We start from the raw sequence: 25,929 nt of genomic DNA on the forward strand, positions 1-25,929 counted from the left end.
CCGAAGCGGGTTTGAGTGGATTGGTTTGTATTATTTACAGGTGGACGACGTGAAGTTGTTTTTATTCACCCATCGCCAGTTAAAGGGATAACCGGCCCTGAATTCGACCTGGTTAGCTACAGTGCGAACCCCATAAATTTGAACAGACTGGGGCTGGCCGCCAAGCATGGCTGTCGCCTGACAGACTGGCTGTTGCTTTTCAATAAGAGAGCCAGTGCATGCAGATAAAAAGCATGAAACAAAGATGACAAACAATAGTTTTTTCATCGTCATATTCCCGGAGATAATAACTCAGTTAAATTACCTCGCATGGAATATTCAATAAAATTGATTTAATAGATCAATTGACGACAATTGATCGTTTTAATCGATCAATTGATATTACATATACGCATCAATATTTATGGCTGCTGTCTTCCGGCCAATGGCTGCACCACCAGATGGTTGATTTGACGGGGGAGTGACTGACAGCCCCGCCATTATTCTGGTTGAGTTTCCGTCATAAATGGTTCCAAATGAGGCGGGCACAGAATAAATCGCACCACCAGGCCCGCCGCCGGATACATAATACTGAGCCATACCGAGTAGTGAAGGAACTATGGCCCACCGCCCCGGTAAAGTAACATCCGGCATGGAATCGCCACCGCCAACACTGACAATATCTGTCAGTACCCTGTCTTTATGCGTCAGGATAAGCTCGCCAGCAGCATTCAGTATAGCCAGCCCATAATCACCAGCCGGATAGGGTTGAGCCTCCTGCGTAAACATGAAAACACGTAGTGTGAAGCTTCTGGTTTGGTTACCTGAGTATCCAAACGCGGTCACATTCACAGCATTACCGGATGCCACTGAGAATCCGTATACGCAGGTTTGTACCGGAAGATCCGCCAGACTGGTTGTCAGGCAGCAGCAAAATGGGATGAACGGTTGTGTTGTATCAACAGCAATGCTGCCACTCGCGATTTGCGATGCACCTGATGCCACTGAATTGAAGTCGTAATACCCCTTCAGTCGTATCGGTGCTGATTCGGGAGTAACAAAACTATTACCATTATCGAGTTGAATAAAAGCACCGTATGACATCAGGCAACCTCAAAATAAACAATTACCCTGGCCGCATTTGCATAGGTGATATAATTACCCACAGAGCCAGGTTCAGCGATTATGGTATTACCGGAAACCCTTATATTCCGTTGAGCGGAATACTCACTGGTTGATAATGGTATCTCAATAAAACCCAGAACATGCCCGGCAGGCACAGCAAATGACCATGAACCCGCAGACTGGCCCTGCGCTAATGAAATATTGCCTGCCACTGAAACAGGCTTAATTCCATAGTTATTATCATTCCCGTACTGATCGAACGATGCGAACCCATATGCCATTACAGTTGCCCCAGTCGGACGCGCAACGTATTGTTGGCGTCATACACGTCAATGCGGTTGTTACTGATCCTTAGCCTACCGAGACCTGCCGCCCCGCCATTCACTTCAAACGTTCCGTCCGATTTCATGATTGTGCCGGTCTGTCCCGCAACATAATTTGCTGACCTGAGCTCACCAATTTTCGCCAGGGTGATTGAACCATACTGGATAAAAGCATCGTTCAAAAATACCTGACCATTAACGATGGAAAACGGAGAATACATGTTTGCCGTACCGTTTCCGGATAGCATCACGAATTCGTTCGCATTGATGGCCACGCGGGTAGATACCACGCCAGAGGTAACAACCACGGCAACAGACAGACCTGCGTCGTAGTAAACACCGTTATATTTCACCCCCGCTTTCAGCGTGTAGATTGCGTTTGCCGTGCTCGCATCAGCATAAGCCGTAAACTTCTGGTTTATCGCCGCCTGCTGCTGGTCAAACGCCGCCGTCGTTTGCTGCTCGAATGTCGCCAGTGCCTGCGCAGTGTCGGTTTGCGCCTGACTGATGCTGACAACGCTGGCCTCGGCGCTAACCATTCGACCTGTCAGAGCATCCAGGCTTTGCGTTGTCGCCTGTACCGTTGTGGTTAACGAGGCCACCGCCGAATCGGTTGTTGCCTGCGCTTTTTTAACCGTCAGGATTTCCGCTGCGTTGGCGCCGAACTGCACGGCCACCAGCTCTTTGAATTCCGCATAGGCCTGGTTTGCGTCAGCGATCAGCAGCTGAGCCTGAGAGATTTCAGCCCGCGCCGCGCCAAACTGCTGAAACGCCACTTTCGCATTCTGAATGTCGGTCAATGTGCCCTGCAGCACCCCGGCGATACTGAAATCAATTTTCTCAGTCAGCGCTTTGCCGTCGGCAGCCAGCAGAACCTGGTCTTTAATGGCGTCCAGATAATCACTGGCCTGATCGTTGGCCATGCCCCGAACCCAGTCAGTCCAGCCAGACTGGTTGCCGGTTTTGTCCACCAGCTGCGCGCGATACCAGAACACCTGGCCTGCCCGCAGCCCCATTTGCGAATAAACGGCCAGAGGGTATGCCACATCAGCCAGTAGCTGCGGATCAGAAAAATCAGCGTTTGGGGTGTACTGTATTTCAGTCATCAGCGTGTCTGATGTATTAGCCGGGAAACCCCAGGTCAGTTTGATGCCCCAGTTAAAGCCGGTGGCCGCCAGCCCGACAGGTTTCGGCGGGTTACCCGTCTTCCCGGTCAGCGTGGTTTCGGTGGAGTAGCCCCAGCCGGAGGAAATCTCAGCGGCGTTAATCGCCCGAACGCGAACCAGGTAGCGGCCCGTGTAGATAGCCGGCACCTCAAATGAGGTGGTGGAGCTGCGAGTGACGTTAACCCAGTCCCCGTCGTTACGCCGCCATTGAGCTTCATACGAAATAGCATTTTCAGCCTGGTCCCAGCTCGCCCGGAGAGTCTGGAGACTGATCCCCTGATTGACCACAGAGTAACTGGAAATAAGGATATTCCCCGGCGCTGACTGATTCCCTGGAGGGATCACGCTAATCGGGCGCTGGTCGATGAACGCGCCTGTATCAATACGGGCATATTTGTCGGGGTCATGTGCGGCGCCCACAATGGTGAATGTGTCATCGTCATTATCACTGATGCTCACCACGCGGTATTGCTGGGCATACAACGTATTTGACTCAACAACCCACACTGACTCTGCCTGCGGCGTGGTGGTGTACGCCGTGGACACCGTGACCTTGTTTCCACTGACAGACTGAATGGTACGACTCTGAGACGCCCCGGTGGGCAGGTTCACAATGAGACGATCACCGGCAACCGCATCCGACACACGGTCGAGGGTGAGCACCCGGCCACTGACTGCACTGATACGTCCACCAGTAATTTTTCCGGATAAATACCGGTCAGATACCGCAATGATATAACCCGGTTGCGGAATGTTACCGTCCAGTCCTACAGTGAACGTGATCACCCGGTCTTTGTTGTTCGTCAGGATCCCCCAGCGCCCCTTTCGGTTCGCCTCCGACTGGCGAGTGCATCCAATAGCCGTCAGCTCGAGCTGATTAAAGTCAAAGCGAGAAACCAATGTCGGTTCAAATACCGGCTCCATCGCATCCGCATACCCGTTCGATGGATCTGAGTATGAAACCAGCGCTGCTGAATAACGATTTTTGGTCGTGCTACTGCTGTATGAAAAACCCTCGGGGGTCACGCTGGCGTTTGTATAGCTGTAATCGACATCCCTCGGCATATCAGCCAGCGCCACTATCTGATTGCCGCCCCAGTAGGTCATACCCCGGAAAATCGCGGCAAAATCACGCAGCACGGTATAGGCGTCGTTTCGGTCCTGCACATAGACGTTGCAGGTGTACCGGGGTTCAGTGCCACTCCCACCTTTACCATCCGGCACCATCTGGTCGCAGTATTGTGCAACCTGGTACAGACCCCATTTATCGATGTTTGCCGCTGACAGCCGGTCACCCAGACCAAAGCGATCAGTCACCACCAGATCATAAAAAATCCAGGCCGGATTATCCGTCCAGGCCCATTTAAATGCACCAGTCCAGGTTCCAGTGTACGCACGGGTAACAGGGTTATAGTTATCCGGTACGCGCATAACGCGCCCTGCCGGCTCACATGCAATCTGAGGAATTGATCCACTGAACTGGCTGGAATCGAACTCGATGTAGAGCAGCGCAGTATTGGGGTAACGCAACTTCGCGTCGATCACCTCCGTGTAGCTCTGCAACGTCATTGTGTCGCCGATTTTCGCGCTGTTTGCGTCAGCGGTAATTTTGCGTAGGCGAATGGTCCAGGTCGAACCGGCAGGTAAATTTATGCGGTGGCTGCGTTCGTAACCTGAGGTGGTTTTGCCCTTTACTGACGTATTAACAATCGTTTTGAACGCGCCGCCATTGGTCTGGAGGTCAATAGCATATTTGATGGTATTGCCCACCAGATCCCCGTCATCCTCCTGCCGGAAAATGGAGGGCCATTTGATGCGCAAGCGAACGGCAGACAACTGCGTATTAGTAAAGGTGCGACTCCAGGCGGTCTGGCTGGAAACGACTATGCTACCCGTGCTGATCTCATTTTCAGTACCCGGCATGCCCTGGATATATCCCTGCGCCTGAGTCCCCGGGCGAAACTCCCAGGTAACACCGGAGAAATTAGAAGATCCATCAGAATTCAGTAGCGGCGTACCATCCAGAAAAATAGACTGCCCGGTGAGTCCACCCGAGAATTCCCCCTCACCCAGCGCCAGCAAAACTTTCGCCTTTGCTACCGATTGCAGATCATCAGGCTGTTCGGTGGGCGTGCGGGAACTGGAGCCGCCACCTTTGCGCCCCTGAATTCGTTTATTTGCCATATTGCGCCCATAAAAAAACCTCCCGAAGAAGGTTGTTGGTTGTTAACCGATGAACTATTTATTGCTGATCTTCGACGTAAATCCCCGCCGAAATAATGGCACCACCGATACGACGCTTACCGTACAGCAACGGCACCGGGTATCCCTGAGAGGTTGTGTTTTTTACACCACCAAATGCATACGACGGTTTGTTATCCGCAGACTGCGTTTTAGCCAGGCCTGTAGCCTGGGGGGAGAGTAGCTGAATTACGCCGCCCAGGGTCATTGATACCCCCATGGCAGCCATTGCCCCCCAGCCACCAGCAAATGCCGTACCACCGATGCCGATTGCCATGCCACTGGTCGCAATAGCAGCAACGGTGACTAAAGCTACACCTAATATTGTCTGAAATAACCCGGCGCGTTTGCTGCCGATAATGATCGGAACAATTCGAATCACATCCCCCGCCACAGGAAAACCCAGGTCATCAATACAGATATTCTTCTTTCCTCGAAACACGGCATACGTTAACCCACGGCGCTGGCTGGAAATCATATACTGCTCAAAGCCTTTGATGGTTGCAGCCAGTGCGCGTGAAGCCTCATGGGTAGTACTAATAAGGCGATGATGAACTTTACCGAAAGTTTTACCCAGCACACCGCCGAGCTCTATTTGCGTTAGTATTTCTTTCATTTCACCTCTTATTACTTTTTAAGATTATAAAAAAACCGCCTGACGGCGGTTCAGTGTTTACTTATTTTCAGTAGCTAATGTTGCATTGGCTTCTTTAGGCTTGAGTGTATACATCCCGCCGTTAAAGGGGTCTACAAGCAACCATCCAATTAGCCCACCAAATACAATATTACCACCTATATACCAGCCATTGGCATTTGCCTTAATGGGCAGAGTGACTGGCTGGGAGTTGTCTTTTGTGAAAGTAATTTGATAATTCTTCTTGCCAAAATAGCTTCCATCAGATTTAAGAAGAGAAACACCCTGAGGGGTTTTACCTTGAGCCACTAATTTTCCGGAGTCATCCTTAATCTGAAAATCAGCACCTGATGGGGTACTGTTTACCTGAACAAGCTGCGTATCATCACCCACTATGGTTGCGCATCCGGACAGAACTGTCACAACAAATGCAAGCGCAATAATTTTTTTCATTTTTATATTTCCGTAATCGCTATGATATTTATAGCAAAAACATATTCTCTAAAAACTATCTCTTTTTCAATGATCTGTATCAGTGGTGAATGCGCATGCATTCATCAGATGAATTAATGCTCAAATCGTAATCTATGTTCCCATTCAACAAACATCATAATGCCCTCAGAAGTCTAAGGACTTTCACCGTCCTTTCCTGCCAGTAACCACCATACGGAACACGGTTACTGAGTCGGCCATAAAGATGGTGCAGTAACATGTTGCCATCCAGCAATATCCCCGCATGGTTCCACTTATCCGCTTGTACCTGCATGATCACCATATCTCCCGGCTGCGGTGGGCCGTCAAACTCGCGGAAACCGCATTCGTACCAACAATCCTGATAAAAATTATCCGGGTACTCATTTTCCCACCAGGGAAAATCAACCCGGTAATCAGGCAGTTCAATGCCATGGGTCTGCCGGAAATAACTCATTACCAGTCCCCAGCAGTCGTAGACACCCAGCACAAACGGACGCTCCAGCAACGGCAGTTCGCCGCGAGGATTAATCGTGCGCAAATCCCCCTCTGGCCAGCTGACGATATGCCAGGGGATCGCCATCAGGTCACACTGAGCGCAGTCCAGTTCGCTGGGTTGCGTTGTCGCATCAGGGTGGCTGTGCACAATCGCGATCACGGCCCCCCACTCCTCGGCGGCGGCATAATCCTCCGGCGACAACACAAAATGCTCTGTGGGGTCACTGGCCAGATTACGGCACGGGAAATAACGCTCAACACGACTTTTCTGCACCACAACACCGCAGCATTCGTTGGGATGTTCTGCGTCCGCGTGCGCCAGGATCGCATCAATGGTTTTTTGGCGCATATCAACTCCTGATTAATGATGTTCCGGGGAACCCACCAAACGGCAACTCATTACTGGCACCGAATCGTAATTTGCAGGCGGACAGAGTTGCATTGCACTGGTCGAGAGAGGGATCCGTAACGGGCTTATTATTTTTGTCGAAACAGGCAGTCCCGGCATAATCACAACCATCACCCGTGCGATATTTTCCGCGAATGCACCAGACACACAAAGAATGTAACTGGCGTGTCGGGATCATCAGCCCCTGTAAATCCATTGGGCTGGTTAGACGAAACTCAATGGATGTATTTAATTCCGTGTTTTTCCCGTCAATATACCAGACCTGTAATTTTTCCTGTGTCGGATCAGCAGTGGTGTTACCAGCAGTAAAATTACGGACATCCAGATATTGCGCCAGCGTGTCATGTATCGTCACGACCGCTTTAAGAAGGTCATCATATGCCAGGCATAACGCAGTGATTGAACCGTTAAGGTTTGCGACGGTCAGTTTCGGCGTTGCGCCGCTCCCGGAGGTTGACTTCTCCAGCCCCTCAATCTGACAAGGCCAGGCTTTATATTCCCGGCCCTGCCACCAGATTGATTTTGCGGGTAGTTTTGACTCATCGCCACCAGCGGCCGTTATTTCAGCTGATGTATGAGCGATGTTATGGCTATGGAATCGAAGCACCTCACCGACTCCAAATGCTGTGCCGTCTACTTCATAGAGCCGTATTTCATTACCCGGCTCCAGTTTTTGATAATCACTGTTTAAGCTCATGGTGCGAATGCCTGTTCGAAAGTAGCGACTATCGTCATAAGCTTTTTGCTTTTGACGGTTCTCTGAAGGGAGTCAGCCTGCACCCGCCAGAGAGCAAGCTCTCCGTAAGGTGGCTGAAAAGAAAATGATTTTGTCTTGTGGCTTCTGAGGAAGGCAAAAATTTGGTTGCCAGTGGTCACGGCTCCGGTAAAGGTATAACTGTAAGTTAATGTCTCCGGGTTTAGCCCCTCTCCACTGACCTGAGCGTACCCATCACCGAACTGGGTTTTCCTTATGTTGTCCTTAACATTTATAGTTGGTTGGCCTGACGCCTGAATGCGCCAGGTAAATGCATCAATAGCCATATGACTTACCTGCCATTATTTGCAGCCCAGAGAATGCCGCCAGGCCTTAACTCTTTGGCGATACCCTCCCGAACAGAAGTGTCGATAACTTTCTGATATGCACGCCCCAGTTGATCGGTTGATCCTTTCTGGTCTGAATTCCCTTGTTGAGTGGTGATAGATACGGGAGCATAAACACTGACACCCGAAGGGGAGATCGCAGAGGTATTGTTTCCGACATACCCACCAGCAGCATAACCGCGCATCAGTCGGTACAAATTCCCCACGCCCAGCCTTGCCGTTGACTCCTTGGTGAAGACAAACTCCCCGCCGTGAACAATACCTTTTGGCTCATATTTCCCGCCAGGACCGGTGTAACCGCCTCCGTCGTATTCGGGTATGTATCCACCACTCCAGGCCATTTTAGGGCCAACAAAACTGGCACTCCCTTCACCGCCACCCTGAGGCCCATAATATGCCGCACTTATCCATCCCATTGCTTTCTGCAAGGTGTACGCAACAAACAACTGATTGGTGATTTGAGCAATGGAGCTCAGAACGGAGATCGTGAAGCTTTTGAATGAGGCTTTGCCGGTGGTAACCATATTAGTGAGCATGTTACTCATGCCAGTCATCGCGCCTTGAGCTGCCCCCTGCATTGAGGAATAAACATTTGTCGCGGTATCAAGATACTCAGAGAAACCTCGGTTAGCACCGCTGAGCCAGTCACTGCGCAGGCTGTCCTCAGTCGCGTAATACTGATTTAGCGCTGTGAGCTCTTTCTGATAATCGATATCTGTCGTTTTACCTCCGGCGTTTTTCCAGCCACTTTCCAGTTGCGCATATGCCAGATTGCGATCGGACTGCCGACTGCTCAACGACGCAGAACCGGTTAAAGCCACCTGCTTTGCTGTCATCTGCGTGACATATTTCGCAGACGTATCCATACGTTTGTTGAGTTGTTCCTGCGCGACAACCTGATCTCCTTTAATGGCAAGCTGTTCTTTTAAACTGAGCACTTCCTTTGAATGCGCAAGTAACGATTGCTCCTGCGCTGACAGTTTTCGGCGTCCGGAAGCGTCTTCAAGAACCTGAATTTGCGCTTCTGTCGTCCATAAATCCTTACGTTGCTGACTGATAACATCATTTATCCCCTTGTGCTGCTGAAGGACTTTATACTGAGCCTGAAGCGCAATAAGCTCAGCTGATGCTTTATCCTCAGCACGGTCACCTGCTGGAGATGTTGTTTTTGGCGCTTTAGGGTCTTTGTACTTCTCGTTAATCGCGATAGTTAACCTGTTGAATTTCTCCTGAGAAATAAGCCCCTGATCCAGCTGACGCTGATATTTCGCCTGCAGATCATTACGGATTTGAGCATTTGTTCTGGCCGTCTCAAGAAACTTATCGGCCTCGATATTGGCGGATACCTGATCACGGTTGTATTCACGGCTTTTAACATTTACCTGCGTGACGAACCCTAATAGATTTCCGGCGCTGTCGTTAATATTCTCCCAGTTCGTCGCGATCACTGCAGACTGGTCACGCATTTGCTGGTTAATATTATCGAAAACGGCTGATCCCGTACCTTGATTAAATTGCGGGAGTTTCACTGACGTTGCGTGATCCGCGACCGTGTCAGACCACAATTTGTAATTTTTGAGTTTATCAATCAGCCCCTGCCAGTAGTCCGCAAGCTCGTCCAGGTCTGATTTAGAGGCGTCTTTAAAGTTTTTCTGGCTGTCACCCAGGGAGTCGATGATTAGTTTTGTAGCCCCCGCTTTGTCACCCAAATCAACCATATGCTTAACCTGCTCATAGAGCGCCAGGTTTGCAAAATTGTACTGCTGGTTGATATCGACAAACGCTTTCAGAGGATCCTGGGGGATTTTCGCCAGCTCAGCCACCAGGTTTTTAACGCTCTCCCCGGTGGTGCTGGACATAATGAGTGCTGTCTCGCTGACCTGCTTTATCTGGCTTGTTGTCAGGCCGATGCTGGTTGCCTGAGCGACGGCTGCGGCGGCAGACGATGTGCTCACATCAGTATTTTTAGCGACCTGAGCCGCGATTCGGGCCAGACCGTCAGCTGTCTGACCGCTGATGCTCCCGGTCTTGGCAAGAGACTGATTAAACACCTCTGATTGCTGGCGAGCCTGATACCAGTTATAGATCAGCAAGCCGACGGCGACGGCCAGAGCACCGACCCCAAGGGTAGTCGGCGTTAAAAATCCACGAACACGCCCCAGCTTTCCAGCCGCCTCAGCGGTATTATTAAACTGTTCAGAAACGTCCCCAAGGCTTTCAGATGTTTGCTCGGTGGCTTCGGTTGTTTTAGTGCTGAACCCAAACAGTGAGTCACCAAACACCTGAAGCATAGGTGCCAGACCACCAAAGCTGTCCTTAACCTGCCCGCCCTGCTGGAGCAGAATCAAAAACGGGGACTGGCCGCCTGCCAGCTGCGTCGCAATATCGGTAAGTTGCGCTGGCAGGCTGCGCATGGCGGCATTGTACTGGCCAATCGAAATTCCAGCTTTTTTAGCAGACGCCTCCTGCCTCGAGAATGCACTTTGCACTTCAAGCGCAGTGTCGTTTGCCGCAGTCCCGATCCCTTCAAGTCCCCGTTTGACGTAGTTATTCCGCTCGGTAAATTTAGCGTCGTTTAAGTCAAGATTGACAATGAGATCACCCACCGCCTGGGCCATAACGAACTCCTCCTGTAATGCCTTCGGCGGCCAGCATCATGGCCTCGTCGGACGTTTCGGTGTCCGGTTCCGGACGTGTCTGGGGATTGAGCAGGCTGAAATCTGCAGGGGTGAGCCCGTGGTCTTTGCAGATCATATTGGTGATGTGGTGGCTCAGGCATGAGAAATGGGTATCAATCAGGTCCGTCTGGAAATACTCAACGGCGTAGAATTGCTCCCATTCGCTCAGTTCAGTGCAAGACATCTGCGAGAGCATCACACGCCAGTCAGGCCTGCGGAACTCACGGGCAAGTTTAAGAGCAAAGTTCAGGGCTGCGGCGTGGGCTTTTCCGTGGTCTGCGCCTCTGTTTCAGAGGCTTCCGCATCGTCCGATGCGGAAGCTACGGGCAACATTCCGGACAGGTTACGTACAATAAAATCCGCTTCGGAAATGGCAGGCAAAGGCCAGCCAGACAGTACCTCCTGATGAAGTTCTTCAACTGATAGACCTTTGAATCCTTCCTTCTGCCACAAAGACATTGCGACGATGCGGGCAGCAATCTTCACGTTAATTGCAGTCGCAATGCCCGCGAGCGCTTCCTCACTCATTTCAGTGGTGTCAGCGGCCACCCCTTTGTTCACCTCGGCGATATAGCCGATAAACTCAATTCGCTGCAACGCCGACAGTTCAAAAAGCGTGACGGTTTCGCCGTTATATTCCAGCGGCTCAGTTTTGAGGAACATGAATTACTCCTGTCAGGCAATGGTGACTTTGCTGATAGCCACAAACGAGCCATCATTGGTAATAGCGATGATTTCTACGGTACCGGCCGCAACCCCCGTCACTGTTACAACGGAACCGGAGACAGATACTTTTGCTTTCGACGGATCGGACGATGCCACACGGAATGTTTTATCGGTCGCGCTGGCCGGGAGAACAGACAGATTCAGCGTGGTTGTGGCACCAACAGCTACGGTCGCCGTTGCTTTGTCGAATGATGCCCCGGTCACTGAGATAGCCGGGGTCGTTACTTCTTCGGCCAGTGTGGGTTTACCGCTATTAGTAATTTTAACTGTCCGGGTAATGGTTTCTTTGTTCGTCACCGCTTTGCCCAGACTGCTTACCCAGCCCCGGAAAACATCCACGGCCCCGTTTGGGTATTTAATGCGATACGTCCGAATGGTACCGCCATTGAACCACTGCACCAGTTGCTTTTGCCCTGATTCGCCAGGTTTCCACGCCAGAGTAAGGGATGTATCCCCCGCCGATTTTTGCCCCTGCCCGGTGGCAGTCCAGTCAGCATTTTCATCATCGATGTAGGTGTCATCATATGATTCAGCTGTCATCTCACCTGGCGCGATATCTTTGATCTGTGCATATCGAACCCAGTCAATATCATCTAAGGGGTTGGCAATGCCGGTCCCCTCATAGGCCCAGAACGTAGTACCAGCGCCTTTTACGGGAGCCAGTGGGTTTGGAGTAGCCATAAATGCCTCACATGGTATAGGTGATTGAATATTGCAGGTCGGCAGAGCCCCAGGTCGCCATTTCGTCATCGTGCTGGTAGTCGTAACCTAACGGATTCATCAGCTCAATGAGCTCGCCAAGAGTCGGGACATCCTCAAGAACGGGATAGATACGCGATTCCATCCACGTATCCAGCTCTGTATCCGTAGCGCTACCTTTAAGAAAAACTTCAACATGCAGCGTGGCTGTCCACTGGTCTTCATCAAGCATTTCGCCGGGCGCCTGAGCATCTGTCAGATAAACGGCCACGGCGGGCAAGTCGTCGGCCTCCAGAACGGCAGGGCGACCATCGAACCAGGTGACAGAATCAGTAATGCTGCCTTTGAGTGCATTCAGCACGGCAGCACGAATGTGTGGGTGTTTCATTTTTTGAGTATCAGCCTCAGTTGATTGCGAAGCGCGGCGCCCAGTTCCTTAGGCATGTCGCTTTGCGTCAGTCGGTTGGTTTCCTCCCTGAACGCCGTCGTCAGTGGTTCTGCAAGCGGGATGCTGACCACTTCGATGGGGTGACGACTTTTGGTCGTTCGCCGGAGTACATGCCAGCGACCGTTTTTCAGTTGCTGAATAAAGCCACCAGGGAACGAGAACGGGCCAATACGCAGCACGCTGTTTGCCCCCTGTTTGTCTCGCTTACGACGTGAAAGCCTGACGCTCGCCACACCCAGCTTTATCGCCGGAAGGTTCCCCCTGTTGACGCGGATCAGGGCGCGGGGTTTGTTAACCGACGCTTTTTTTAGCTTTACGCGCTGATTTACCAGCTTTCTCGGTACTTTCGTATCCCCCACAACGATACGGACACTTTTACTGATTGCACGGGCAGCCACCCGGTTAACCGCCTGCGCCGACGCGCGGGGCACTGCTGTTTTGCTGATGCTGTTCAGGTTGGCGATCGCCTGCTCCAGCCCGGTGACGGACATATCAGTCCTCCTACTCGATCCAGATTTGCGGCTTGTTATTGAAAAGCTGATGGCGGGTCACTTTATAGTCAGTCCCTTTCCAGGTGACCTCATCGTTGCGACGTGGCCGGTACGCATCACTGAAAACCACCAGCGACAAACCGTCTCCGACTACCGGCCCCATTTCGGCAACAAAGTGACTTTCTACAGCGGCAAAATCATTACCGTTGATGGTGGCTGTATCACTCATACTCCGGATGGTGGCCGCGTCCATGCGTGCCGCCATCTTTTCGAATGGATTAGCCATTGAGCCGAACCAACACCGACGTGCTGTTAGCTGCCGCCCCCTCCCACGCTTTACCTGCCTGGGTAGCATCAGCGCTGGCAAGCTGGATTTTCCCGTCTTTCAGATAAACGGTTTTACCCTGCGCAATGTTGTCGGCCGGAAGTTTGGAAAGGGTCACAACCCCACGGGTCATACCATCACCCGTTTCACCGGGCTGGATGTCCGTGATGGCAATCGCCACCAAATCCCCCAGCGCAACAGGTGAGCCGCTGGTAATAACCTCGGTACCCGCGTTAGTTACAGGGATAGTGCTGCCGTCCTGAACGTAATTTTTCATAAAAGCTCTCCACGGCTCCGGCGGGAGCCGTTTTACAGGCGAAAAAAAAGCCCTGACGGGCTATGCGTTTTGTTTCGAATTACTTGCCGGTGGATTTGACCAGGCCGCGGTAGTCGAGCGGTGCCACACCAGCATCGATACGAACTTTCGTCGCGATACCGTCCGTGGTGAACCCTTCCTGCTGATCGATGTAAGGGGTGTCCACACCGTTAAGATAAGCAACTTCGATGGTATCAGTGCCTCTTGCTGCAGCCAGATACCAGGCATCCGGGTCAGCACTATCAAGACGAGGCTCGGAAATAATTTCGGCAAAGTTCTGGATAGGGTTGTTAACCCCCGCGTTAATATCTGCCCCTTTTACACTGGCCGACTTAATTGTCTGGCTGGCCAGAGTTTCAAGCACCACCGGCACCAGCATATATGCCGGGCGGATATTCAGCGAACGCTCACCTTCTTTTTGCAGACGCATCCGCTGGCGGGCAGCATCCAGGCTGGTGACCGAGATTGCACCCGAAGACAGGTTGTTATGGTCGGCATGGAACAATGCCTTGCCGTCAGAGAGTTTGGTATTGCCGGTCAGCGTGGCGTATACCAGGTCACCGATTGTCCCTTTGGCTGCGCGCCCCATTTTCATAGGAACATCCGTCAACTGATTCAGGTCATCGTTGATGATCGCCTGACGGGTTACGGAGAAAATGTTGCCGTAGGTGGCCAGCGCGATCGTCTCACCTTTGTCGCCGGTAGTCACATACTTGAACTCCGCGCCCTCACGTACTTTTGCCAGTGAGGAGAAACCGCCCATGCCGACGCGGTGTGCCGTTTTAAAATCACTGAGCTGCCCCTTTTTGGTCCACTGCTCAAAGGTTTCAGCCGCTTCTTCCCAGCCCTGCAACAGCGATTTGTTTGCCACATCCAGCAGGATATTACCGAAGTCAGACGTGCTGTGCGTCAGCGCAAGACCTACCATCTGCATCGGGTTGTAGCTGGAAACACCGATCCCGCGCTCAGTAAGCGCCATGCGGGCATATTCACGCAACGTCATGCCGTTGTAGGCGTTGTCGTTCTGGCGTTCTTCGTAGCCCGCACGGAACATCAGCGCCTGGCGAATACCGTCACCGACAATATTACCGTTGCCCGCATAAATATGGGTTTGGGTATTTTTATTGGTCGGCGTGATATCTTTCCCCAGTTCGGCCAGCAGCTTGTCTTTTGCCATAGCCACCGTGCAATCCACGTCGCTGACACACGCGGCCTGCAACGCCTGGTGCTTACCGCCGAACATCGCGAAAAGATCCTGAATACCGTTAACACGCGCTTTTTGTTCCGCGACGACCTGTGCGCGGATGGCGTTTTCATCCAGTACCGGGGTGGGGGCCGGTTGTTGCGGATTCGTCGGATTGGCTGGCTCGCGCGGGTTGACGTTACGCGGCGGCGTGATCATGTTACGAATGCTTTGTGGCATCTTTTCGAACTCCTCAATACGTTTTGACTGAATACAGGCCATTGCCTGTAGAGACGGGGTGGTCTGGTCGGCAAATCCCTGGGCAACACATTCACTGCCGCTCATCCAGGTTTCATCCTCCAGCATGGCGGCAATTTCTTCGGCTGATTTCCCTGTTTTACTGGCATAGGCGGGGATCAAAACTGACTCCATTTTGTCGAGAAGGTCAGCATAATCGCGCATATCGTTTGCATCACCACCCGCGAATCCCCAGGGTTTGTGGATCATCATCATGGTGTTTTCCGGCATGATCACCGGATTGCCGACCATCGCGATCATCGACGCCATTGATGCGGCTACACCATCGATATGAACGGTAATGGCTGCACCGTGGAATTTGAGAGCATTAAAAATGGCGATACCTTCAAAGACATCGCCACCCGGTGAGTTGATATGCAAATTAATGTGGCTGATGTCACCCAGCGCCTGTAAATCACTGACAAACTGACGTGCTGTTACCCCCCAGAATCCAATCTCGTCATAAATATAAATTTCAGCCTCATCCGCCGCGCTGGCTTTCATGCTGAACCAGGAGTTACTTTTTGCGCTGGCTTTCGGGCGGCGGCTCACCCGGTTTCGTTGTTGCTTCGGCACTGGTGCCTCCTTTGTCATTGGCGGGGTCGGTGTCATACACCAGTCCCAGTTCGCGGTTTTCGTCGATCTCCGCTTTTCGGCGGCGTTTCACATCGTCGGGGTTACTTCCTCGCGCACGAACCCAGTCGGATTCTGTTGCCGCCCCACCCCGGATGAGTATCTTCCAGGCATTCGCTTCTTTTGCCGGGTCGATCCATGGCATCACTGGCCCGGAGTAGACGGCAGAATACAGGGTGTCCATATCCAGCCCGCGCGGAACCGTAATTTTCCCTGATAGGATCGCGAGCCGGAGCCAGTTGCGATAAACGTGACGTGTCACGGACCCGATAAACCAGTCCTGGAGAACAAAATACCCGTCCGTTGATTCCACCAGCTCCTGACGCTGGGCACTGTAAGTTCCGTCGTAATTGCGCGAGGCGCTGGAATAACTAATACGTGTACCGGCGGACACTGCACGCAGTTGTCCGTTGCGAAAACCTTCCAAGTTAGTGTTTGGCCGGTCAGACTTAATCATCCCGATATCTTCACCCGGTCTGAGATCGTCGAAGATAATGCCGGGCTGAATTAACAGGTCGCGCTCATCGTCTGTAGCCGCTGCGCCAGTGTCGTCACCATAGGTCTGTCCGTCGCCTTTTTTGATGTACATCCCTAGGGCTGCGGCAATTCGTGCGGCCACCAGCTCGGAATCTTCATACTCTTTCAGCGCACTCAGGCGCATCAGCACCCCGGAAAATAACGAAGTCCCTCTTGACTGGTGCAGGCGTCGGGTAAACTTCAGATGCAGCATGTTTTCTGCCGGAACGTCTTTGGTATCCCACTGTTTGCCAGTCACCGGGCTGTTTTTATAGACCTTGTACTTTTTGGGGCGTCCCCACTCGTTTTTATAGATCCCCTGCGACAACCCCTGCGATTCATCGTTATCCATCGGAACATAATCGGATTCGAGTGCTTCCAGCCAGAAACTGATCCCGGCCACGGGGTTCAGCCCAGGAACGGTACCACTGACCAGTTGAGTAAACACCTCACCATCGCGCAGCCAGCTGCGGAGCATAAGTCGCTCGAGCATAGGTCGGGTAAACTCCCCGGTGACATCAGGACTGACCGACCATTCGGCCCAGGCGGTGCGAATATCGCTGGCGAGCTTTTTTGCTATCTTGCCGTTTTTCAGCAAGGGATGCGGGTCAACAATAATCCCTTCGGAACCGATGACGCGCTCTTCGAGTTTGTCCAGTATTCCGATGACCAGATCGTTATTGTTGTCCAGCCAGCGCGCCTGCTCGCGCAGGGATACCGCCCCGTTCTGGCTCAGCTGGTTGCCGGAGCGATTTTCACGCCTGGCTTTGTGTGTGCGAGTCGGCTTTATGGCTTCAAACGCCTGAATAACCGCTCGCGAACGGAGCCGCGCCGCTTTCCAGCCGGGTGAAATAAGGCCAATTGCATCATCAAGTAAGCTCATCCGAACCTCGCCAGTCTGAAACCCGACCTGCCCTGGCTTTGTCGTAACGCAGTTTCCTTGCGGCGTTCCCACTCCTGCCGCCCCGCGCGGATCTCAGACAGATTTTCAAACGTCATCTGCTGACCATTGAACGTGATAGATTTCCCTTCAAGAACCGCAACTTCAGCGGCGGTGTAATGCTGGATCATGACGTCTATTTCACTGATATTCACAACCAGCCTCCTCCCGTCTGGGTTGTCCACGGATTTGCATCTTCATCAGCCTGCTCTGTTTTCTTCTTCCGCCTGGCGGGCTCTTTGATCACCGGCGGTTTAACCGGCGCGGATGGCGCTTCGCCAGCTTCCGGCGGCGTGTCCTCCAGCCACGTTTCCCGCCGTGCCCACTCTGGCGCATCCGGCCATTTAATTTTCTCGTACCCGTGGAGGGTGGCGAGAGCATCGGCGTAGACGAGAAGGTCAAACGCTTCATTCGCGCCGCGGCCCGGTTTACTCCATTTTCCATCGGTTGAACGCTCCTCATAGGTCAGTTCATCGTAGAACCAGCTGCCGAGCCATTTAGGGAAATGCACATAATTCGGACCAGGCGAATCACGCCACAACGCGTTGTTCACCTGGTCTTTAAGTGCATCGGTCTGGAGAAGATAAAGCGGCACATCACCGGCGGCTTTCGCGCGCCGGGTGGATCGGTCAGTGTTGTCAGGGAAAGTGCGGGTGATGAGTTTCGAGCGACGAACACTGTCGCCCTTAAAGAGATAAATCTTTTTGCCCAGCCCTTCACGGCGGCATTTGCGCCAGAATTTGTACGCGTTGTCGGTGACACCATCTTCACCGCCGGAGTCGACCGCCATTGCCATGAGCCGCATGCGCTTAGCCGGGTCACTGGCTAATACCCATGATTTTTCGAACACGTCAGACAGCAGTAAATCCCAGTCTTCCGGGTAACTGGCCGGATCTATGGGGTAACACTCGCCGTGCTCATTGGCCCTTAATGACTGCCGGATATTGTAGCGATCCACCACCCAACGTTCTCCCTGCGCACCGTAGCCAGTCACCTGCACCACGAAGCGCCGGGATTTACCGCCCTGCACATCGACCGTTGCGGTCATAAACAGCACACCTTCCGGCACTGCGCGTTTCGGCACGTCCTCGGCGCGCTGCTCCAGCAATTCACTTTTACGCTGTTCAAGGTTGGCGCGGGGCAGATATGGCCGCCCGAAGTCAGTATTTACCACCGTTTTGAGCGTCTCTTCACTCTGGGTGGCTTCATATTCCTGTTCTGCGGTCAGGAATTTGTAGATCATCTGCGCCCAAGTCTGGTAAGCGGCGGCTGGCCCCTCCATCCAGAATGACGCGATACGCGAGCGGCGCGGCTCACCATATCTGTTGCCGTCACGGTCGATTTTTTCCCCGTCCCGCAACCAGACAGAAAGAATGTTCAGGTCGCGTTTCATCTCCGGCGTAATTTTGCCTTTACATGCAGGGCACTGGAGATAAGCGGATTCACTTGCCAGCACAGGGTCGGATAATTCCCGGTAACCCATCATGTTTGCGACTTCTGGCTGGAAATATTCCCCGCAGTGAGGGCACGGCCAGTACAGGCGGCGGCGGTCGCCACGGTTAAAGAGCGACAAAATCCCGGTGGTCGGCGGCGCTTCATGCGCAGACGAGGGACGCCACTTTGTGTCACGAATATCACGACCAGGGGAGCTTTCAACCAGTGTCATCCCGCTGGACATAAAGGTGGTGGTACGCTTGGAGCCCAGGGAAAATGCATCACCTTCCCCGTCGATATCCTCAGGGAAGCGGTCATAGTCGGTGAGCGCCACGCTTTTATAATCCGACGACGACATAATGTTGACCGACGGCCAGCCGAGCTTAAGGTAGTTCCCGGCACGAAAGGTGCGGTCGTGGACGTTGTTATCATTACGACGTGGGCTGAGCCGCGATTTCACCTCGGGGCTACAGCGAAATGTGCGATCGAGGCGTTTCTTTGAGTGCTCACGCGCTTTCTCTTCTGACACCTGAATGACCAGCATGTCGGCGGGATCGCAAACGATGTTATAGACAATCCAGCCATCAATCAGGCCAATGGTTTTCCCTGTTCGTGCGGGGCCGACGAACACCACTGCATCATATTCGCGGGATGCAAGGCAGTTCATCGGTTCGATTATGTAAGGGGCCAGATTCGGATCCCATGGAACGGAGTTACCTGCTCCCATCGGCACACGCATATACGCACTGACCGCATCGGCCACCTGCATACGACGCGGGGCACGTAAAATGCCGGAGACATCGCGGCGAAGCCCCCTGGCAGATGCCCGTTTTGCCATCAGTCCTCCTCTGGCTCATCCTCCTCTGGTTCGGCGTCCATTACTTTTTGTGCGACCTGATCGCGCAGGTCATCAATCACGCTTTGCACGCGCGAGACCGCGACGGGCGTCAGCGCACAGTCGCGTTCAAGAATGTCCGGGAGTGTTTCAAGCACCATGACGACGGCTTTCGCCATCAGTGAAAATTCTCTTGCAACGTCTTCAGCGGGAATGAGCTGCTTAGTCTCAACCTCGAATTTCAGCCGCTCATTCTCCGCTTTCCAGTGTGCGAGCCTGTCTGCGGGGTCCATCTCTTCGACGTTTGCCGTGGAGACAGTCGGGATCATCAGTTCGCTCAAAATATCCGTGACGAGAAAGAGCTTGAGCTTGCTGTTGCTGCCAGCTGCTGGCGCAACATTTTTTAGCCTTGCGGCAACCGTCTGCCGGTGCACACCCGTGATGCCAGCCAACTGGTTGATGTTGAGTTTTAACGACGCGATTTCCTGGTCCATGATGGTGAACACTTTTTGAACGATTCGACATCATTGAAAATCCGCATACTGGAAAATCAATAACCTGCACACATGATGATGATGACTATAAAATTAGAAAACTAGCCGAAACCCGCGACCCCGCCGCCCCGTGGCAGGCTGAGCCTCAGGAGTACCTTTTGAATGATAATGATTATCATTTATATATGAATCCACCGTTTAGCCATCCAAACGGCTAAAATCACACCTAATGCCGTTCGCCTCGCGCTATTTGGACGTCTAGGCGTCCATTTAATCACCATCTCAGGCATTCCTCACGCACATACGCTTGATTCCGTCAGTTGTTTGACTCTGGCATTTGACGCTGTTCCTCGATGTCTCGGATTCCCGCTAACTGGTTGTTGGCTATTTCTATGGCGGCGAGCAGAGGCTGAATCCACAATACCGCCTGGCAATAGGTCAGGGTGCTGGTGGTAGTGGCGCTGTTACTGCCTGAGTCAGCCCCGGCGGTATCGGTACGCATTGCGCTGGCACGTATACGGTTCGCGTATTCGAGCAACCCACTAGCGACAGCAGCAGGAACAGGCAGATCACATGTTTTTTCACGGCGTAATATCTCCCGGTATTCAATTACCGTTTTTCGCTGTTTCCGGCCGTAATTGCGTTTGCCCGAGTGGCAAGCATAGCTGTTTGATTAAACCGGTTGATGTTGAATGCCTGAGTGGCGATCGCCTGCCCCTGCAATTTGTTGTCGGATTCGAGCACGCGCTTATCGCTCTCGGCGGCGCTCAGATCAGACTTAGCGAATGACAGCAGTACAGCCAGGGCAGCGATAATAACCACGGCAACCAAAGCGGTGATGAAAGTTGCGCGGTTCACTGGTCTATACCCCAGCACGTTAACGCGCTTTCCTGATCCCGACGTTCGACCTGTCCGTAGCAGCCGTTCTTCTGGCCTTTAGTCAAGCGACAGTCACGCCCGCCGTCTTTAATCCACCAGCGGATTGCCGCGCAAGCGCCTTTGCGGTCGCCAGCGTTAATGCGCTGATAGAACGTTGAAGGGAAGCACTTGCCGGGGCCAATGTTATACGGGCAAAACGAGGCAATCCCGGCTTTCTGAGGTTCGGTCAGCGGAACGTGGATATTTCGGGCAACCCACGCCAGCGCAGCGTCACGCTCTTTAGCGTTAACCTGATCGCATTTGGCCTGCGTCAACTTCATGCCCTGGATAACAGATTTGCCATCCACCAGCGTGGCGCCACGGCAAATTGTCCAGATGCCGCCACCGTCCCGATAAGCCGTCAGGCTGTTACCCTCTTTCTCATCCAGGAACTGATCCAGCAGCACCGGCGCTGATGCGCCAGCAGCCATGAGAGCGAGCATGGCGGCACTTAATTTATTTCTCAGAGCTGGTGACATAGCCATTTAAACGGTCCTCCCTCTCTTTGCGCCTGTAATACCAGTTCACCGCGCAGGTGATGATTGTGCAGGCGATACCAACAACGATCGCCCAGTCACTCAGGGTCATGCCTGCTACCTTGTCAGCCAAAACCCACACCTCTGTTTTTGTCACGTCGGCATATGCCTTTGCTGATACACCGCAGCCCGTCAGCGCGGTCCCGGTGCCGTATGAAAGCCTGCTGTATATCGTGCTCATTCTGGTCATAGCCTCACCTCCGATAATTCGGATGGTGCTGTGTGTGGAAAGGATTCAGGCCTTCGGGCGGCATTTAACGACAGGCTGACTGAGAGAGTTGCCCGAGGCCTGAAAATGAAAAAACCCGCATTTTGCGGGCTAACTGGTTATGTTGAATTTTTTTGTGTCATCGCGGCTATTTCGGCGATTGTCTGGTCGTATCGCTCCTTTTCAATTTCAACGCCGATTGCCCCTCGCCCCAGTTCTATTGCCTCTTTGATTGACGATCCGGAACCCATGAAAAAATCGGCAACAACGTCTCCGGGCCTGCTGCTGGCATTGATTATCTGCCGCATCATTTCCCGTGGTTTTTCGCAGGGGTGTTTGCCCGGATAGAACTGCACCGGCTTATGTGTCCAGACATCCGTGTAAGGTACCGCCGCAGTCACTGCAAAATATCGCCGGAGAGATTTGTACTCCGACAGCAATTCGCAATATTTCCGATTGAGAGACTGATACGTGGCCACCAGCTGATGATGGGGCTGCGCCAGGCTGCTGCTCTGGTGTCGTTCATGCGCTATGCGACTGAATAACGCCTGCAATTTGCAATAATCAACTTCTGATGGCAACTGCCACTGACTGGCCCCAAACCAGTGCGAAACCATGTTTTTCTTGCCTGTTGCTTCCACAATTTCTTTCGCAGAAACGTTGAGAGATTTCCGGGCATTCTGGAAATACTCGATTAACGGAGCCATCAGGTTTCGTTTTAGTTCAGTGCTTTTACCTTCGTAGCCATCATCTTTATGACGGTATGGTCCGAGGTAATGGTCAGCGAAAAGAATTCGTTCGGTTGAAGGAAAATAAGCCCGGAGGCTCTCTTTGTTACATCCTTTCCATGGCCCTGCGGGTTTAGCCCAAATGATATGGCTCAGGAGATTAAAGCGCTTCCTCACCAGCAGCTCTGTTTCAGCAGCAAGCCGGTGACCGCAAAAGAGGTAAATGCTCCCAGTCGGCTTAAGCACCCGCCAGAATTGCTCCAGGCAGCCATCAAGCCACTTAAGGTAATCCTCATCACCATTCCACTGATTATCCCAACCATTCGGCTTAACTTTAAAGTAAGGCGGGTCGGTGATAATCAGGTCAATAGAGTTATCCGGGATAGTTTGTATAAAACGCAGACAGTCATCGTTGACTAAATAAGCACTGGATATTTTTACAGTATTTTCCATAGATCAATAAGCACATTTATTGTATGCTCACTTCGCTTTAGCGCTAAAGCGGTGGGCCTTGGTTCGCTTATGACCTTGACTATGAGCGAATGGCTGGCCGGGTGCTACAACACCCACCAGCCGCCCATTTCCACAGCAAAAAAGCCGTCATGTAGTGACGACACTCAACAGAAAAGAAATCGGTCCGCATCTGCGGGCCTTTTTTATTGACGGGAATAAAAAAACCCCGCCGAGGCGAGGTTTCAGATTTATGCGGTTGCTTTTAGTCGCTGCCATCGCGGCGCAGCTCTGCCAAGCATGACCCAATTAAACAGTTTTCTGTCCCGTTTTCAACTCCACTTTGCTTTCATGGCACTTTTTGCAAAAAACAATGGTGCTGACTTGCTGCTGTTCAGCAGTCTCACGGCGTACAGCCAGGAACAATTTTGCCCTGAAAATCTCCAGGCACCAGCGAACCCGTCTGCGCGCCTCGCTGTTGGTTAGCCAGGGGGCGACTGACTGTAGGTCTCTGGCGATATCGCTGATTTTGTTTCTGGTCGTATAAAACTGCATGCCTACCATGTAAACCGGATCATCAGCCTTAAACGTTTTGAGCGTTACACTCTCGATGAAATCGGCATCGTCCCGGCGTTCGGCCTCTGCAATCATTTCCCTCAGGGATAACGATCCCCAGAGCAATGTTTTCGCCCGAACAACACCCCGCACCCCTCTGTATCCCTCTTTGCGCGCCTGCTCAAGTGCATTGGTAATTTGCGACAATTGATTGTCAGACCAGTCGGATTCATTAGCTTCTGACACGAAGCGACGGCAATTTTCCAGTCGGTATTGCGCGCGTGTTTTGCCACCAACGCATTCACCCCAGACAGTGAGTAGCGACGATATCCAGCCAGACTGGACGGATGTCAGCGGAGTGAATTTACCCAGGTAACTTTTACGGGGCGCCGTGGCGATAATCTCCAGACCAGCATAATGCTGACGACGTTGACGTGGTGTCATCTTCTTCTCCTTTACGCCAGAACACCCAGCGCAAATGCGCGGTCCAGCAATTTAATAATCAACTCCGGTTGCGTGCCGTATTGGCGTTCGAACGCAGCCGGGTTGTTGTGCAATTCGGTGTGGTGCTTTCGACAAAGTGGAATCGTGAATGCGTCATGAGACTTGGTAGCCATACCGCCCTGCCCCCAGCCAATGAGGTGATGAGAGTCATCAGCTGGCTGCCCGCAGCATGCACATGGTTGGGATTTAACCCAGGCGAGGAATTTGGGGTTTTCCCAGCGAATACGTTTTGGCCGGGAAAACAGGGTTTGGGGGGCGACGGGATCCACTTTTACCGAGACAACAGCTTTTCGTGACGCTGGCTTTGGCAATGCAGCTTTTGCCACTTTTTCAGACAGAATGCTGGTGGCCGGCAGCGATGGCACAATGTCACATTCGCGCATCACCGATTGTGGTTCTACCTCGGGCATCCCCATTGCCCTGCGTGCAGTGAACTCGGAAATAGCACTGAAGACGCCCCGGAGAACAGCCCACCAGCAAAGCTCTGGCAGCGTCACTTCATGGTCGTCTGGTAATCGCAGTTCTCCACGGATAGCGCGAAGTATCCAGGCCGCTGCGTTTTTGGCGGCAATCGGATCCAGTTCCTGGCTGGCGGCGTCACGCAGTTGGTTGTCGCAATGCCAACAAAGGCACACTGCACTGCCAGCATGGCGTAGCGTAACAAACTCTTTATGATGATAAGCCGAATGCGGCCACTGGCAGGCGCTGCCCCGGTGGAGCAGCCAGTTTTCCAGGCCGTTAATGCCACCGGCCGCTTTCACGACCTGTTGGTGTGTAAAAAATGAGATTAACGACGGATCTTCACTGAGGGGCTGACGTGCTGGTGGCACGGCGCCAGAGGGTAGCTCTGCCATATTTGCCGGTTGGCTTTCCACCAGCACACGGCCAGACATGAAAATATGCATCAGCTCGCGGCCAGGGCGTAGCAGCACCACCCCCATTTCGCGGGCGATGTCCGGTTTCAGCAGCGCGCGAGTCATGCCGTCTCCCGGATAATTATTTGCCCGGTTTCGCCCCAGACTTTAGTAACGCGCCCGTCCCAGATTCGACAGTCGTCCTCGAAAATCGAATCCAACAACGCTTTCTCCAGATTGTCTTTGTCCGGCTTTTGCTGGTGAGGTTTTCCGGCATACTCAGCGCGTTTTTTCTTGCTCCAGCTTACAGGCATAGGGAGAACGAAAATGACGTGGTAACCCGATTCAGGCAGGGTCACCCCCATTTTTTGAATCTGGTCTTTATAACGCCAGTACGCACTCGTCGCCGGGCGCTTTTTCCACTTATCGCGCTGAGTCATGCGGGGCTTGCCCATCGGCACTATTGGGTAGATTTGCTCGCTCACTCCCAGTGCCTCCACTGGTAGGTTCTATCAGCGCGTGGTGGTTTGTCCGACTCAGGCAAGCGGACGCTGACAATCCAGCTCTTATAGTCAGGAGCAAGGCTTTTTTCGGTTTCGACGTGCTTTGCCGTGTAGCGGTCCACCAGCTCGGTGGCTTGTTCGGCGGTGAGGTCGGTATGCGTGAACCAGCCCTTTTTCATGCAGCACCCCGCATGGATGCAGGATGCAAGAAAGCGCTGGCGTCGATAAACGTCAGGCTCGGGTGATGTCGGTATTTCGAGGTGGTTTTCTGCGCCATGGGCTCTCCGTGGCGCAGCAGACTGCCAGTTGTTCAGGCTGGCTATGTGACTATATCAGAATGTGGGGCGGGCGTGTAACCGGCTCGTTCGAGCATTTGCATAAACATGTTGGGGGTGCCGATTATCTCTTCAGGCAGCATGGGCCTGAAGCTAAATTTATCCCCCTGCCGGTACAGCAGCGCTTTGCATCGGGCGGGCATGTCGAACGTCAGCACCACAACGCCGTCATCGCGGCGAACCAGATCATACCTGGTCAAATCATCACTATCCACTCCCCCCCCCCTTTTGCGCCCCAGACGACTCTCCACTCTTATTTTTCCTGGCGTTAGCCAATAAATCAAATACTGTTGATATATGGGTCTTCCCCTGTTGTGGTGGCTGTTGTAGGCTTTTCGCTGTTGACCCAACAACAGGAGGAAAACCACTTGAATAA

The 25,929-nt window shown here is 52.6% G+C and carries 30 protein-coding genes and 1 pseudogene; 1 reads left to right on the plus strand and 30 read right to left on the minus strand.

The genetic code is table 11. The features are described 5' to 3' along the window. Nucleotides 1-30: 30 nt before the first annotated feature. The 30 genes and pseudogenes from cor to ACSZO4_RS08065 all read right to left on the minus strand — a co-directional run bounded on the left by cor (nucleotide 31) and on the right by ACSZO4_RS08065 (nucleotide 25,397). A complete protein-coding gene (gene cor, locus ACSZO4_RS07920; protein ID WP_437888340.1) occupies nucleotides 31-267 on the minus strand; it encodes a phage exclusion lipoprotein Cor in 237 nt (78 codons plus the stop codon). Nucleotides 268-381: 114 nt separating this feature from the next. Continuing rightward, nucleotides 382-1,083, minus strand: a complete 702-nt coding sequence (locus ACSZO4_RS07925; protein WP_437888341.1) for a hypothetical protein — start codon at nucleotides 1,081-1,083, stop codon at nucleotides 382-384. After that, the gene (locus ACSZO4_RS07930) at nucleotides 1,083-1,385 is read right to left on the minus strand and encodes a hypothetical protein (RefSeq protein ID WP_437888342.1); all 303 of its coding nucleotides are present in this window, start codon (nucleotides 1,383-1,385) and stop codon (nucleotides 1,083-1,085) included. Before ACSZO4_RS07930 ends, ACSZO4_RS07925 begins: the two co-directional genes overlap by 1 nt. Next, nucleotides 1,385-4,777: a TipJ family phage tail tip protein gene (gene gpJ / locus ACSZO4_RS07935; RefSeq protein WP_437888343.1), complete on the minus strand. Its 3,393-nt coding sequence runs from the start codon at nucleotides 4,775-4,777 to the stop codon at nucleotides 1,385-1,387. The genes ACSZO4_RS07930 and gpJ overlap by 1 nt, the downstream gene beginning before the upstream one ends. A gap of 58 nt (nucleotides 4,778-4,835) precedes the next feature. Beyond that, nucleotides 4,836-5,450 (minus strand): tail assembly protein, encoded by a 615-nt coding sequence (locus ACSZO4_RS07940; RefSeq protein WP_437888344.1) that lies wholly within the window; start codon nucleotides 5,448-5,450, stop codon nucleotides 4,836-4,838. 57 nt (nucleotides 5,451-5,507) lie between these two features. Continuing rightward, complete coding sequence (locus tag ACSZO4_RS07945; protein ID WP_437888345.1) at nucleotides 5,508-5,921, minus strand: hypothetical protein; 414 nt, start codon at nucleotides 5,919-5,921, stop codon at nucleotides 5,508-5,510. A gap of 154 nt (nucleotides 5,922-6,075) precedes the next feature. Then, nucleotides 6,076-6,786, minus strand: coding sequence for a C40 family peptidase (locus ACSZO4_RS07950; protein ID WP_437888346.1), 711 nt, complete (start codon nucleotides 6,784-6,786; stop codon nucleotides 6,076-6,078). A gap of 1 nt (nucleotide 6,787) precedes the next feature. After that, nucleotides 6,788-7,543, minus strand: a complete 756-nt coding sequence (locus ACSZO4_RS07955) for a phage minor tail protein L (protein WP_437888347.1) — start codon at nucleotides 7,541-7,543, stop codon at nucleotides 6,788-6,790. Then, nucleotides 7,540-7,887: a phage tail protein gene (locus ACSZO4_RS07960; RefSeq protein ID WP_437888348.1), complete on the minus strand. Its 348-nt coding sequence runs from the start codon at nucleotides 7,885-7,887 to the stop codon at nucleotides 7,540-7,542. The genes ACSZO4_RS07955 and ACSZO4_RS07960 overlap by 4 nt, the downstream gene beginning before the upstream one ends. 5 nt (nucleotides 7,888-7,892) lie before the next feature. Further along, complete coding sequence (locus ACSZO4_RS07965) at nucleotides 7,893-10,565, minus strand: phage tail tape measure protein (RefSeq protein WP_437888349.1); 2,673 nt, start codon at nucleotides 10,563-10,565, stop codon at nucleotides 7,893-7,895. Continuing rightward, the gene (locus ACSZO4_RS07970; protein WP_437888350.1) at nucleotides 10,546-10,821 is read right to left on the minus strand and encodes a phage tail assembly protein T; all 276 of its coding nucleotides are present in this window, start codon (nucleotides 10,819-10,821) and stop codon (nucleotides 10,546-10,548) included. Before ACSZO4_RS07970 ends, ACSZO4_RS07965 begins: the two co-directional genes overlap by 20 nt. Before the next feature lie 50 nt (nucleotides 10,822-10,871). Next, nucleotides 10,872-11,288, minus strand: coding sequence for a phage tail assembly chaperone G (gene gpG / locus ACSZO4_RS07975; protein ID WP_437888351.1), 417 nt, complete (start codon nucleotides 11,286-11,288; stop codon nucleotides 10,872-10,874). Nucleotides 11,289-11,300: 12 nt separating this feature from the next. Continuing rightward, nucleotides 11,301-12,032, minus strand: a complete 732-nt coding sequence (locus ACSZO4_RS07980; protein WP_437888352.1) for a phage tail tube protein — start codon at nucleotides 12,030-12,032, stop codon at nucleotides 11,301-11,303. 7 nt (nucleotides 12,033-12,039) lie between these two features. Next, complete coding sequence (locus ACSZO4_RS07985; protein ID WP_437888353.1) at nucleotides 12,040-12,438, minus strand: phage minor tail U family protein; 399 nt, start codon at nucleotides 12,436-12,438, stop codon at nucleotides 12,040-12,042. Beyond that, a complete protein-coding gene (locus tag ACSZO4_RS07990) occupies nucleotides 12,435-12,989 on the minus strand; it encodes a phage tail protein (protein ID WP_437888354.1) in 555 nt (184 codons plus the stop codon). The genes ACSZO4_RS07985 and ACSZO4_RS07990 overlap by 4 nt, the downstream gene beginning before the upstream one ends. A 10-nt stretch (nucleotides 12,990-12,999) precedes the next feature. After that, complete coding sequence (locus ACSZO4_RS07995) at nucleotides 13,000-13,275, minus strand: ATP-binding protein (protein ID WP_437888355.1); 276 nt, start codon at nucleotides 13,273-13,275, stop codon at nucleotides 13,000-13,002. Continuing rightward, nucleotides 13,268-13,591 (minus strand): DUF2190 family protein, encoded by a 324-nt coding sequence (locus ACSZO4_RS08000; RefSeq protein WP_437888356.1) that lies wholly within the window; start codon nucleotides 13,589-13,591, stop codon nucleotides 13,268-13,270. Before ACSZO4_RS08000 ends, ACSZO4_RS07995 begins: the two co-directional genes overlap by 8 nt. Nucleotides 13,592-13,670: 79 nt before the next feature. Beyond that, nucleotides 13,671-15,614 (minus strand): ClpP-like prohead protease/major capsid protein fusion protein, encoded by a 1,944-nt coding sequence (locus ACSZO4_RS08005; protein ID WP_437888368.1) that lies wholly within the window; start codon nucleotides 15,612-15,614, stop codon nucleotides 13,671-13,673. Between the two features lie 13 nt (nucleotides 15,615-15,627). Next, nucleotides 15,628-17,142 carry a phage portal protein gene (locus ACSZO4_RS08010; protein WP_437888357.1) on the minus strand — a complete coding sequence of 505 codons (1,515 nt, stop codon included), beginning with the start codon at nucleotides 17,140-17,142 and terminating at the stop codon, nucleotides 15,628-15,630. Beyond that, a complete protein-coding gene (locus ACSZO4_RS08015; protein ID WP_437888358.1) occupies nucleotides 17,139-17,354 on the minus strand; it encodes a hypothetical protein in 216 nt (71 codons plus the stop codon). Before ACSZO4_RS08015 ends, ACSZO4_RS08010 begins: the two co-directional genes overlap by 4 nt. Further along, a complete protein-coding gene (locus ACSZO4_RS08020; protein ID WP_437888359.1) occupies nucleotides 17,351-19,471 on the minus strand; it encodes a phage terminase large subunit family protein in 2,121 nt (706 codons plus the stop codon). Before ACSZO4_RS08020 ends, ACSZO4_RS08015 begins: the two co-directional genes overlap by 4 nt. Then, on the minus strand, nucleotides 19,471-19,962 hold the full coding sequence (locus ACSZO4_RS08025; protein WP_437888360.1) for a DUF1441 family protein: 492 nt from the start codon (nucleotides 19,960-19,962) through the stop codon (nucleotides 19,471-19,473). The genes ACSZO4_RS08020 and ACSZO4_RS08025 overlap by 1 nt, the downstream gene beginning before the upstream one ends. A gap of 316 nt (nucleotides 19,963-20,278) precedes the next feature. Next, a pseudogene (locus ACSZO4_RS08030) lies at nucleotides 20,279-20,820 on the minus strand (hypothetical protein). Continuing rightward, entirely contained in the window at nucleotides 20,817-21,365 is a 549-nt protein-coding gene (locus tag ACSZO4_RS08035; protein ID WP_437888361.1) for a lysozyme, read from the minus strand. The pseudogene ACSZO4_RS08030 and the gene ACSZO4_RS08035 overlap by 4 nt, the downstream one beginning before the upstream one ends. After that, the gene (locus ACSZO4_RS08040; protein ID WP_437888362.1) at nucleotides 21,337-21,606 is read right to left on the minus strand and encodes a phage holin; all 270 of its coding nucleotides are present in this window, start codon (nucleotides 21,604-21,606) and stop codon (nucleotides 21,337-21,339) included. Before ACSZO4_RS08040 ends, ACSZO4_RS08035 begins: the two co-directional genes overlap by 29 nt. 137 nt (nucleotides 21,607-21,743) lie before the next feature. After that, the gene (locus ACSZO4_RS08045) at nucleotides 21,744-22,805 is read right to left on the minus strand and encodes a DNA-methyltransferase (RefSeq protein WP_437888363.1); all 1,062 of its coding nucleotides are present in this window, start codon (nucleotides 22,803-22,805) and stop codon (nucleotides 21,744-21,746) included. A gap of 306 nt (nucleotides 22,806-23,111) precedes the next feature. Beyond that, the gene (locus ACSZO4_RS08050) at nucleotides 23,112-23,801 is read right to left on the minus strand and encodes a hypothetical protein (protein ID WP_437888364.1); all 690 of its coding nucleotides are present in this window, start codon (nucleotides 23,799-23,801) and stop codon (nucleotides 23,112-23,114) included. Between the two features lie 11 nt (nucleotides 23,802-23,812). Continuing rightward, entirely contained in the window at nucleotides 23,813-24,841 is a 1,029-nt protein-coding gene (locus ACSZO4_RS08055; RefSeq protein ID WP_437888365.1) for a DUF968 domain-containing protein, read from the minus strand. After that, the gene (locus ACSZO4_RS08060; protein ID WP_437888369.1) at nucleotides 24,838-25,170 is read right to left on the minus strand and encodes a RusA family crossover junction endodeoxyribonuclease; all 333 of its coding nucleotides are present in this window, start codon (nucleotides 25,168-25,170) and stop codon (nucleotides 24,838-24,840) included. The genes ACSZO4_RS08055 and ACSZO4_RS08060 overlap by 4 nt, the downstream gene beginning before the upstream one ends. A gap of 26 nt (nucleotides 25,171-25,196) precedes the next feature. Further along, on the minus strand, nucleotides 25,197-25,397 hold the full coding sequence (locus ACSZO4_RS08065; protein ID WP_437888366.1) for a hypothetical protein: 201 nt from the start codon (nucleotides 25,395-25,397) through the stop codon (nucleotides 25,197-25,199). A gap of 23 nt (nucleotides 25,398-25,420) precedes the next feature. Here ACSZO4_RS08065 and ACSZO4_RS08070 point away from each other — a divergent pair, with 23 nt between their 5' ends. Next, nucleotides 25,421-25,825, plus strand: a complete 405-nt coding sequence (locus tag ACSZO4_RS08070; RefSeq protein WP_437888367.1) for a hypothetical protein — start codon at nucleotides 25,421-25,423, stop codon at nucleotides 25,823-25,825. Nucleotides 25,826-25,929: the final 104 nt, after the last annotated feature.

It is taken from the genome of Phytobacter sp. V91, from assembly GCF_965644225.1.
In the GTDB taxonomy this organism is placed as follows: domain Bacteria; phylum Pseudomonadota; class Gammaproteobacteria; order Enterobacterales; family Enterobacteriaceae; genus CBFFRJ01.